The 9,219-nt window shown below is 67.9% G+C and carries 9 protein-coding genes and 1 pseudogene; 6 read left to right on the forward strand and 4 right to left on the reverse strand.

Going from position 1 to position 9,219, the window contains the following annotated elements:
- Positions 1-219: 219 nt before the first annotated feature.
- The 4 genes from VIM26_RS25665 to VIM26_RS25680 all read left to right on the forward strand — a co-directional run bounded on the left by VIM26_RS25665 (position 220) and on the right by VIM26_RS25680 (position 3,629).
- The gene (locus VIM26_RS25665) at positions 220-483 is read left to right on the forward strand and encodes a metal-sensitive transcriptional regulator (RefSeq protein ID WP_331956168.1); all 264 of its coding nucleotides are present in this window, start codon (positions 220-222) and stop codon (positions 481-483) included.
- Between the two features lie 10 nt (positions 484-493).
- Positions 494-1,147 carry a class I SAM-dependent methyltransferase gene (locus VIM26_RS25670; protein WP_331956169.1) on the forward strand — a complete coding sequence of 218 codons (654 nt, stop codon included), beginning with the start codon at positions 494-496 and terminating at the stop codon, positions 1,145-1,147.
- A 168-nt stretch (positions 1,148-1,315) separates the two neighbouring features.
- Positions 1,316-2,800, forward strand: a complete 1,485-nt coding sequence (locus VIM26_RS25675; RefSeq protein WP_331956170.1) for an amino acid permease — start codon at positions 1,316-1,318, stop codon at positions 2,798-2,800.
- A gap of 109 nt (positions 2,801-2,909) precedes the next feature.
- Positions 2,910-3,629 (forward strand): HEAT repeat domain-containing protein, encoded by a 720-nt coding sequence (locus VIM26_RS25680; protein WP_331956171.1) that lies wholly within the window; start codon positions 2,910-2,912, stop codon positions 3,627-3,629.
- A gap of 102 nt (positions 3,630-3,731) precedes the next feature.
- Here the strand turns inward: VIM26_RS25680 and VIM26_RS25685 are convergent, their stop codons facing one another.
- The 4 genes and pseudogenes from VIM26_RS25685 to VIM26_RS25695 form a co-directional block, all read right to left on the reverse strand.
- Entirely contained in the window at positions 3,732-3,947 is a 216-nt protein-coding gene (locus tag VIM26_RS25685) for a hypothetical protein (RefSeq protein WP_331956172.1), read from the reverse strand.
- Positions 3,948-4,034: 87 nt separating this feature from the next.
- On the reverse strand, positions 4,035-4,196 hold the full coding sequence (locus VIM26_RS25690; protein ID WP_331956173.1) for a hypothetical protein: 162 nt from the start codon (positions 4,194-4,196) through the stop codon (positions 4,035-4,037).
- Positions 4,197-4,212: 16 nt separating this feature from the next.
- Positions 4,213-4,431: pseudogene (locus VIM26_RS27255) on the reverse strand (Gfo/Idh/MocA family oxidoreductase); the annotation flags it as partial.
- A gap of 34 nt (positions 4,432-4,465) precedes the next feature.
- Positions 4,466-5,500, reverse strand: a complete 1,035-nt coding sequence (locus tag VIM26_RS25695; RefSeq protein WP_331956174.1) for a Gfo/Idh/MocA family oxidoreductase — start codon at positions 5,498-5,500, stop codon at positions 4,466-4,468.
- Between the two features lie 176 nt (positions 5,501-5,676).
- Between VIM26_RS25695 and VIM26_RS25700 the strand changes: the two genes are divergently transcribed.
- Positions 5,677-6,768, forward strand: a complete 1,092-nt coding sequence (locus VIM26_RS25700; protein ID WP_331956175.1) for an ROK family transcriptional regulator — start codon at positions 5,677-5,679, stop codon at positions 6,766-6,768.
- A 146-nt stretch (positions 6,769-6,914) separates the two neighbouring features.
- Positions 6,915-9,219 (forward strand): discoidin domain-containing protein (locus tag VIM26_RS25705; protein WP_331956176.1); only part of this gene is annotated, 2,305 nt, incomplete at its 3' end.

Consider the following 9,219-nt stretch of genomic DNA (forward strand, 5'->3'; position numbering starts at 1 on the left):
AGCAGCTCTTCGACCTGTTCAACCTCGAGACCTACGCCCCCAAGCGCTGACATGGGTAATACAAACCGGCCACCCTAAACAGGCACCTGACCTGCACGTTCACGGGCAACGCCCGCGATAGCCAGGAAGGTCCCGCTAGCCGGGGGACGTGCGGACCCCCGCGGTACGTACCCGCGGGGGTATCCTGGTCGCATCCACGCGTCAGGCAAGGGAGCGACCATGCAGCTCGACCCGAACGAACTAGGCGCCGTCGTCAATCGCCTCAAGCGCGCGCAGGGCCAGCTCGCCGGCGTCGTGCGGATGCTCGACGAGGGCAGGGACTGCGAGGACGTCGTCACGCAGCTCGCCGCGGTCAGCCGCGCCCTCGACAAGGCCGGTTTCGCGATCATCGCGACCGGTCTCAAGCAGTGCCTGACCGAGTCCGACGGCACCGAGACGCCCGACCTGCACAAGCTCGAGAAGCTCTTCCTCTCCCTCGCCTGATTCGCAGCAGATGCCCGCCGGACCGATGGACGCGGCCGACTGGGACGCGCGCTACGCCGCGGCCGAACTCATCTGGACGGCGGAGCCCAACCGCTGGGTGGTCGAGGCGCTCGCCGCTCGCCCCGCCGGCTCCGCCCTCGACCTCGGTGCCGGCGAGGGGCGCAACGCGCTGTGGCTCGCGGCGCGCGGGTGGGAGGTCACCGCGGTCGACTTCTCCGCCGAGGCGCTCCGCAAGGGGCGCGCCCTGCAGGCCGCTCGCGCCCCGCTTACCCTGCCCCGGATCGCCTGGGTGCACGACGACGTGCTCGCGTACGTCCCCGCCCCGAGCTCCTTCTCGGCGGTCGTCCTGGCGTACCTGCACCTGCCCGACGACGCGCGGCGCACCGTCGTGCGCCGCGCGGCGGCTGCGCTCGTGCCGGACGGCGTCCTGCTCGTCGTCGGGCACGATCGGACGAACCCCGGCGAAGGCGTCGGGGGTCCGTCCGACCCGTCGGTGCTCTTCACGGCCGACGACGTCGGGGCCGACCTCGCCGGGCTGCCCGGGCTCGAGATCCGCCGCGCGCAGCGGGTCCGGCGCCCGGTCGACGGCCACCCGCGCGACGCGCTCGACGCCCTCGTCGAAGTCGTCCGGACCACAGAGGGAAACATCGGTCGTCTAGTCTGATCGGAATCTCGTGGCCGCCGGCCAGGGTGGGGGCCCGGCCCCCGCGCGGGCTCGACCAGGCGGCACGCATGTTTCGCGGGTCGCAGGTTTCGGGTCGGAGCCCGGCGAGTCCGCCCAGCATTGCGCCTCGGCGCGGCCTCGCTCAGTCGCGATGGGGTAATTCGCTCAATGGCTCAACAGATCACCGACGATTCCCAGACCCGAGCGAGCGCAGCCGGATCAGCCGGCCGAGGCGAAGCACCGCAGCTCGCCCGCTCGCTGAGCAACCGTCATATCCAGATGATCGCCATCGGCGGGGCCATCGGGACGGGACTGTTCATGGGGTCCGGAAAGACCATCTCGCTCGCCGGTCCGTCCATTCTTTTCGTGTACACGATCATCGGCTTCATGCTGTTCTTCGTCATGCGCGCCATGGGTGAGGTGCTGCTCTCCAACCTCGACTACAAGTCCTTCAGCGACTTCGCCGGGGACCTGCTCGGCCCGTGGGCGGGCTTCGTCACCGCCTGGTCCTACTGGTTCTACTGGGTCGTCGTCGGCGTCGCCGATGTCATCGCCATCGCCGGCTACGTCCACGTGCTCTCGCCGGGCACCCCGTTGTGGATCCCCGCGCTGATCACGCCGCTCGTGCTGCTCGCGTTGAACCTGCCGTCGGTCGCCGCGTTCGGTGAGATGGAGTTCTGGTTCGCGATCATCAAGGTGGTCGCGATCGTGGCGCTGATCATCACCGGTGCGGTCATGGTCGCCACCCGGTTCACGTCCCCCGACGGCGCGGTCGCGAACGTCGCGAACATCTGGAACGACGGCGGCATGTTCCCGCACGGCCTGTTCGGCTTCGTCCTGGGATTCCAGCTCGCCATCTTCGCCTTCGGCGGCATCGAGCTGGTCGGCACGGCGGCCGCCGAGACCAAGGACCCCGAGAAGGTCATGCCGCGCGCGATCAACTCGATCCCGGTCCGCGTGCTGCTCTTCTACGTCGGCGCGCTGATCGTCATCATGGCCGTCAACCCGTGGCGCACGATCAACGCCGACAACAGTCCGTTCATCGGCATGTTCACCCTCGCCGGGCTCGGGATCGCCGCCGTCGTCGTCAACCTGGTCGTGCTGACCTCGGCGGCGTCGAGCGCCAACTCCGGCATCTACTCGACGTCGCGGATGATCTACGGCCTGGCCGGCAACGGCAACGCGCCGAAGGTCTTCGGCAAGCTGAGCAAGCGCCGGGTCCCGCGCAACGCCCTGCTGTTCAGCTGCGTCTTCATGCTCGTCGGGCTGGTCCTGCTGTACTCGGGGGACTCGGTCATCCGCGCCTTCGTCGTGGTCACCTCGGTGGCCTCGGTGCTGGTCCTCTTCACCTGGTCGATGATCATGGTCAGCTACATCGCGTTCCGCCGGAACCGCCCGCAGCTGCACGCCGCGTCGTCGTTCAAGCTCCCCGGCTCGACCTTCATGCCGTGGGTGGTGCTGGCGTTCTTCGCCTTCGTGCTGGTCGCCCTCGCCCAGGCCGAGGACACCCGCCTCGGGCTCGTCGTCGTGCCGGTCTGGTTCGTGGCGCTCGGTGCCGCCTGGTTCGTGAACCGCAAGACCCCGCTCCAGCAGGCCCGGATCGCGGAGTGGAAGACCGTGTCCATCGCTGAGAAGGTGGCGCTGAAGCGGTAGCACCAGTTCGGTCGGCGCACGACCAGCTCCGTCACGGTCGTGATCGTCTCGCCGGTGAACCGCCGCGCCGAACCGGCAGAACCTGGCCCCAGAGTGGGACGATCCGCCCATGAGCAAGCGCCTTGATCTCCAGGAGGAGCTGCGGTCGCTCGACGAGTCGGGGATGCGGGAGTTCTTGACCGCGCACTCCGGGCTGCCCGGACCGCGCGGCAACCTCGAGCTGCTCGCGGCCTTCGGCGACGTTGCACCGACCGAGCTGATCCTGCGCCTGGTCGGGTCCGACGACGAGTACCTGGCCGCCTGCGCGGCCGCCGCCCTCGGCAGGTTGTTGGTCGAGGCCACCGGCGCGCGGCGCGAGGAACTGGCGACGTTGCTGCACAGCCAGGCCTCGGACGAGCGGTGGCGGATCCGCGAAGGTGTCGCCATGGCACTTCAACGACTCGGTGATGCGGATGCGGCACAGTTGCGCGTCGTCGTGCGCCGCTGGGCGTACGACGCCGATCCGCTGGTTCAACGTGCCGCCGTTGCCGGGATCTGCGAGCCCCGGCTGCTGTCCGACCCCGAGACCGCCCGGACTGCCCTCGAGGTGTGTCGGGCCGCGACCGATTCCCTCACCCGGCGCCCCCTGCAGGAGCGGAAGCGTGGGGACGTACGCGTCCTGCGACAAGGGCTCGGCTACTGCTGGAGCGTCGCGATCGCCGGTGACCCCGAGCGGGGGCTCCCAGCATTCGCTGCGCTCGAGGCCTCGACCGACGCGGACGCCAACTGGATCGTCCGGGAGAACAGGAAGAAGGCACGCCTCAGCCGGCTGCTCGACCAGGCCGGCTGAAATCCCCCGTGGCGTCGAACGACAGGGCCCGTGATGTCGAACGACGGCGCTGGTCGCCTCCGATGGTGGATACGCAGCCGACCTTCGGTCCGTCTTGCCCGGTCAGCGGTCGCACTCGCACAGCAGGTTGTACTCGACCACCTGCTCGCCGTCCTCCGGCCGTGCCCACGCCTGCGCCTCGGCGCGCGACGCGAACCGGCGGCCCGCAAGACGGCCGGTCGCCATCAGGACACCCACCTCGATGTGCTCGCGTGGGTCGTCGAAATCGGCGGCGGCCGTCGCGGCATTCGTCGACCCGTCCGCGACCGTGGTGCTCATCGTCTCGACCTTCGCTCGATGATCCATTGCGTCCAGATGTCCTCAGTATGCGGCGAGCCACCAGTCACTGGCGTGCGCACTTGTCGTCTACGCGGACACCTGGTCGACAGGCCCGACGTGGAGCCCGGCGCTCGACAGCGCCTCGGTGGCCAGCTCCAGCACGAGCTGGCTGTGGTCGAGGCGCGCATCGCCTTGGGCAAGGTCGCGGTCGCGGACCATCCTTTCGAAGGTGCGGAACTCCTCGACCATGCGGTGCGGGTAGATTGGGCAGGGCGACGTAGACCGTGTCGACGGTCGGGTCCGCCAAGCACTCGTCGAGGTCGGTGTAGACGCGTTGGATTCCGTGACGTCCGCTCAGCTCCTCCAGCACGGGGCGAGCCGCGGGGCGCCCGAAGATCGCGGCGAGGGTGGCGCCGGGGAGCTCGTGAGCGATGGACAGGAAGTCGCGGACGATCATGCCTGAGCCCAGGATCGCAAGTCTCATGAGTGCTCTTGCGTCCCGGTGAGTCCTGCGGCAGTCATCGCTGCGCTTCCCGCTCGATCATCGGGCCGAGCCCGGCCTCGAGGATCCCGATCAGCTCGATGGTCTGGGTGTCCGGCACGATCTTCGGTGCGCCGTTGACGATGGTGTCGTACGCGCCGTCGTAGATCCGCCCGTAGTCGCCGACCTGCGAGGTCACCTTTTCCTCGTGGTATGCGCCATCGTCGCCGTAATAGGTCACCGTCCCGTAGTGCTCGGCGAGGTCGATCCCGAAGCCGGGCTGTTCGGGCAGGTAGAAGACCTTGAGGTGCTCTTCTTGCCGGTCCTTCGTCTCCTTGACGAACATTCCCTTCGTGCCGTAGACGACGAAGCTGGGACGCCCCTTCACGCGGAAGTAGCTCGACTTCACCGAGACCTTGAGCGACCCGAAGTGCAGGTCGAGGTCGAAGTAGTCGTTCATGCGGCCCGGCCCCAGCAGCTGGCGCACGTCGTACCGGACCTCGTGCGGACTGCCGAAGTAGCTCAGCACCTGGTCGACGGTGTGGACGCCGTGGCCGAAGAGGTAGGAGTGATCGGCCGAGAACGTCGGCACGAGCCTCGTCGGCACCTCCGGGCGGAAGTAGTCGTAGTGCATCTCCACCTCGAGCAGGTCCCCGAGGACTCCGTTCTCGATGACGCGCTGCACGGTGAGGAAGTCCGAGTCGAACCGGCGGTTCTGGTAACACTGAAGGAACAGGCCCCGGTCCGCTGCCAGCGCGAAGAGCTCACGTGCCTCGCGGGCGGTGGCCGCGAATGGCTTCTCGACCAGCACATGCTTCCCGTGCTCGAGGGCGGCCCGTGCATACGGCACGTGCGAGTCCGAGGGGGTGCACACGACGACGAGCTGGATCTCCGGGTCGTCCCAGATCGCCTCGATGTCCTGCACGTAGGTGACGCCCTCGATGGCGGGCCACGGGGAGGTGTCGGCGCGGGAGTAGATCGTCTTGACTCGGAAGGTCTCCCGGGTCAGCACGAACGGCAGGTGGTAGCGGTTCGTGCTCTTGCCGTTGCCGATGTAGGCGATCGTCAGCATTGCTGTCACTTCCTCTGGCTCGGCGAGCGTGTCAGCTGATCTGCAGCGGGTGCTCAGGGCACTTTCACAACAGTGGAGACAAATGTCAAGGGCTCTCTCGGGTCTGGGGCGCGCATCGGCGCGGACCGCAACGTAGATACACCACACTGTTGTATAAGAGGGGATAGGGTGGCGCGATGTCAGCTGGAACCGACGGTCGCGAAGGGTTCAACCTGCCGACCATCCGAGGTCTCAACGAGGCACTCGTCCTCACGTCGCTGCGCCGAGCAGGTGAGGCAGGCTCGTCGCAAGCCCGCATCGCCGAGTCCACCGCGCTCACCCCGCAGGCAATCAGCAAGATCGTCAACCGCCTCGAACGTGAGGGCCTCATCCAGCGGGCGGGGCAGGGGCTCTCCACCGGTGGGAAACCGCCCACGCTGCTCCGGCTGCGAGCGACCGCACGCTGGGCGTTGGGCATCTACCTGGACCGTGACCAGACGACCTTCGTCATCAATGATCTCGCTGGGAACGTCCACGACCTGCGGTCATTGCCGATAGGGATGAGTTCGACTCACAAGCAGGTCCTCCAGGCGATCAAAGCTCAGATCACCTCCCTCCTTGCCGACGGCGATCCATTCCTGCGCGACAATCTTGTCGGTGTCGGGGTGGCATGCCCGGGGCCCCTCGACACGGCGAGCGGAACGCTCGGCCCGGTGACCCGTTTGCCGCACTGGCACAACGTCAAACTCCTCGAAGCTCTCCGGTCGACCATCGGCCTGCCGGTCACGCTGTGGAAAGACACCGAAGCGGCTGCCCGGGCCGTCCACGAGCAGAACCACGGACCCAACCACGTCTACGTCCATCTGGGCGCCGGATTGGGTGCCGGCCTGATCCTTGGGGGCGAGGTCTATCAACCCCGATCGATGCGGGCAGGGGAGTTCGGCCATCAGACGATCGATGTCGACGGCCCGACCTGTGACTGCGGACGGCAGGGCTGTCTGGAGCTGCTGTGCCTCACCGCGGTACGAGACGGGGATTTGGAGCGAGCGGCCTACCTGCTCGGTGTGGGCCTGGCCAATCTCGACCGACTGCTGGGGATAGACCGCGTGACGCTCGGCGGCACGATCATCGACAAGGATCCCGCCCTGTTTCAAGCGTGCATCTGGAACACGCTCGCGGCCCACGCCGACAATTTTCCGACCCCTCAGGTCAGCGTCACCTCCACACCGGACGCGACATTCGTCGCAAACGGGATGGCAATGGTCGTCCTTGACACCCTTTTCCATTAGTCGATCGAGTCCGCGGCGAGGGCGATGCGAATCCCGTGAGATGACCGAGCGAAGCGAACGTCGGGTCCGTCCCCAACCCCTTCCGCCGGGGCGTCTTCGACGTCACCGCGGCCCTTGCCCCGGCGGCGCTCCCGCAGGTCGTGGCCGTGCGGGTGACCCCCATGGCCCACCCGGGCACGCCCGGGGACAAGAGCGACAACGGGAACACGTTCGTGCAGTCCGCGCGCCTCTACCTCGATTCCCCCACCTACCTCGCCGCATCCGGCTGGGACTGGATGCCCGCGGTTCGCGACCGCGGTGCCGGCCTCGCGGATCACGTCCGGCTGCGCAGCACGGGCAGCCTTGTCATCGGTGATCCGCGCGTCGTGACGACGCTGCCGAACCTCCCCCAGACCGACGTGGCCGAGGTGGCGATCACCGTTCCCGTGACCAACGTCGGGTCGAGGGGAGCGACCGCCACGGTGCAGGCGTCGTTCGGCGCAGTGCAGGTCGACCGCTCGGTCAGCGTGCCCGCCGGCACGAGCCTCGACGTCGTTTTCGCACCCGCCGACTTCGCCGCACTGCGGGTCGCCAAGCCGCGCCTGTGGTGGCCGAACGGCTACGGCGACCCGGCCCTCTACGACCTGACGATGACGGTCTCGATCGGCAGCTCGGTGAGCGATCGCCGCGCCACCCGGTTCGGTATCCGCCAGTTCGCGTACGCCTCGAACGAGCCCGTGGTGGTGCCCCCGTCCAGCGCGCCCACGTTCATCGTCGCGTCGGGCAGCGACAACCCGGGACAGATCATCAACTTCGGTCCCCAGCGTGTGCGGTATGTCCGCCTCCAGTGCGGCAAGCGCGCGACCGGCTACGGCTTCTCGATGTTCCGGCTCGCCGTCGCCAGCAGCGTGACCCCCGCCGTCGACCTCGCGCTGCACAAGGTCGCGACGGCGTCGTCGTCCGGCTCCGACTGGGGCACCCCCGACAAGGCGGTCGACGGCGACAACACGACGTGGTGGGCGTCGGAATACACCGACAACCAGTGGATCCAGGTCGACCTCGGCGCCACCGGGTCGTTCGACCGCGTCGAGATCGCCTGGGAGGCCGCGTACGCGCTCACCCTCGTCGTCCAGACCTCACCCGACGGCGCAACCTGGACCGACGCGATCGCCGTCGACAACAACGCGGCCCTCGGAGACTCGGTCGTGCAGAAGGAGACCTTCGCGCCGCAGGCAGCCCAGTACCTGCGCATCCAGGGTGGCGCCCGTGCGACGGGCTACGGCATCTCGATGTGGACGCTCGGCGCGTTCGACAGCGCGCGGCCCACGACCGACCTCGCGCAGGGCATGACGGCGACCGCCTCGTCCGACGACGGCAATCTGGCGGCCAACGCGGTCGACGGAAATCCGCGCACCCGCTGGTCGTCGGGCTACCAGGACAACCAGTGGATCGAGGTCGACTTCGGCGCCGCGACGACGTTCGACCAGGTCGCCATCGACTGGGAGCAGGCGTACGCCCGCGACTACATCATCCAGGTCTCGAGCGACGGCGCTACCTGGACCGACGTCAAGGCGGTCAGCAACGTGATCACCCAGATGAAGATCAGCGTCAACGGCGTCGCGGTGTTCTGCCGTGGCGGCAACTGGGGCTGGGACGAGATGCTGCGCCGCGTCCTGCCCGGTCGGCTCGCCGCCGCCGTCCGCATGCACCGGGACATGAACTTCACCATGATCCGCAACTGGCTCGGCTCGAGCGACCGCGATGAGCTGTACGCGCTCTGCGACGAGAACGGAATCCTGGTCTGGAACGACTTCTGGGAGGCCGGCCAGTTCGACGACGACGTTCCTGGCTACGTCGACGCCGTCACTGAGACGATCCGGCGGTACCGCACACATCCCTCGATCGTCATCTGGTGCGGCGCGAACGAGGAGAACCCTCCCGCGCACCTTGACCAAGGGATGCGCGACGCCGTCGCCACCCAGGACGGCGAGATCCTCTACATCCCGAACTCGGCCGGCGGAATCGTCAGCGGACACGGACCCTACAAGTGGCTCGAGCTGGCCCAGTACTACGACAAGAGCACGTACGACACGAACGCCTTCGGCTTCCACACCGAGATCGGGATGCCGGTGGTCTCGGTGACCGAGAGCATGCAGAACCTCGTCGGCGACGGGCCGGGCTGGCCGATCAGCGAGGTGTGGAATTACCACGACTGGTCCGAGAAGGGCAACCAGCAGACCGGGAGCTATCGGGCGGCGATCGACGCCCGACTGGGCGCGTCGACGAGCCTCGACGAGTTCAGCCGCCGGGCCCAGTTCATCAACTTCGAGAACCATCGGGCGATGTTCGAGGCGTGGAACGCCAACCTGTGGAAGGACGCCACTGGCCTGCTGCTGTGGATGTCGCATCCCGCATGGCACAGCACCGTCTGGCAGACGTACGACTACGACCTCGATGTGAACGGCGCCTACT

The sequence above is a fragment of the Pengzhenrongella sp. genome (assembly GCF_036565025.1).
Lineage (GTDB): Bacteria > Actinomycetota > Actinomycetes > Actinomycetales > Cellulomonadaceae > Pengzhenrongella.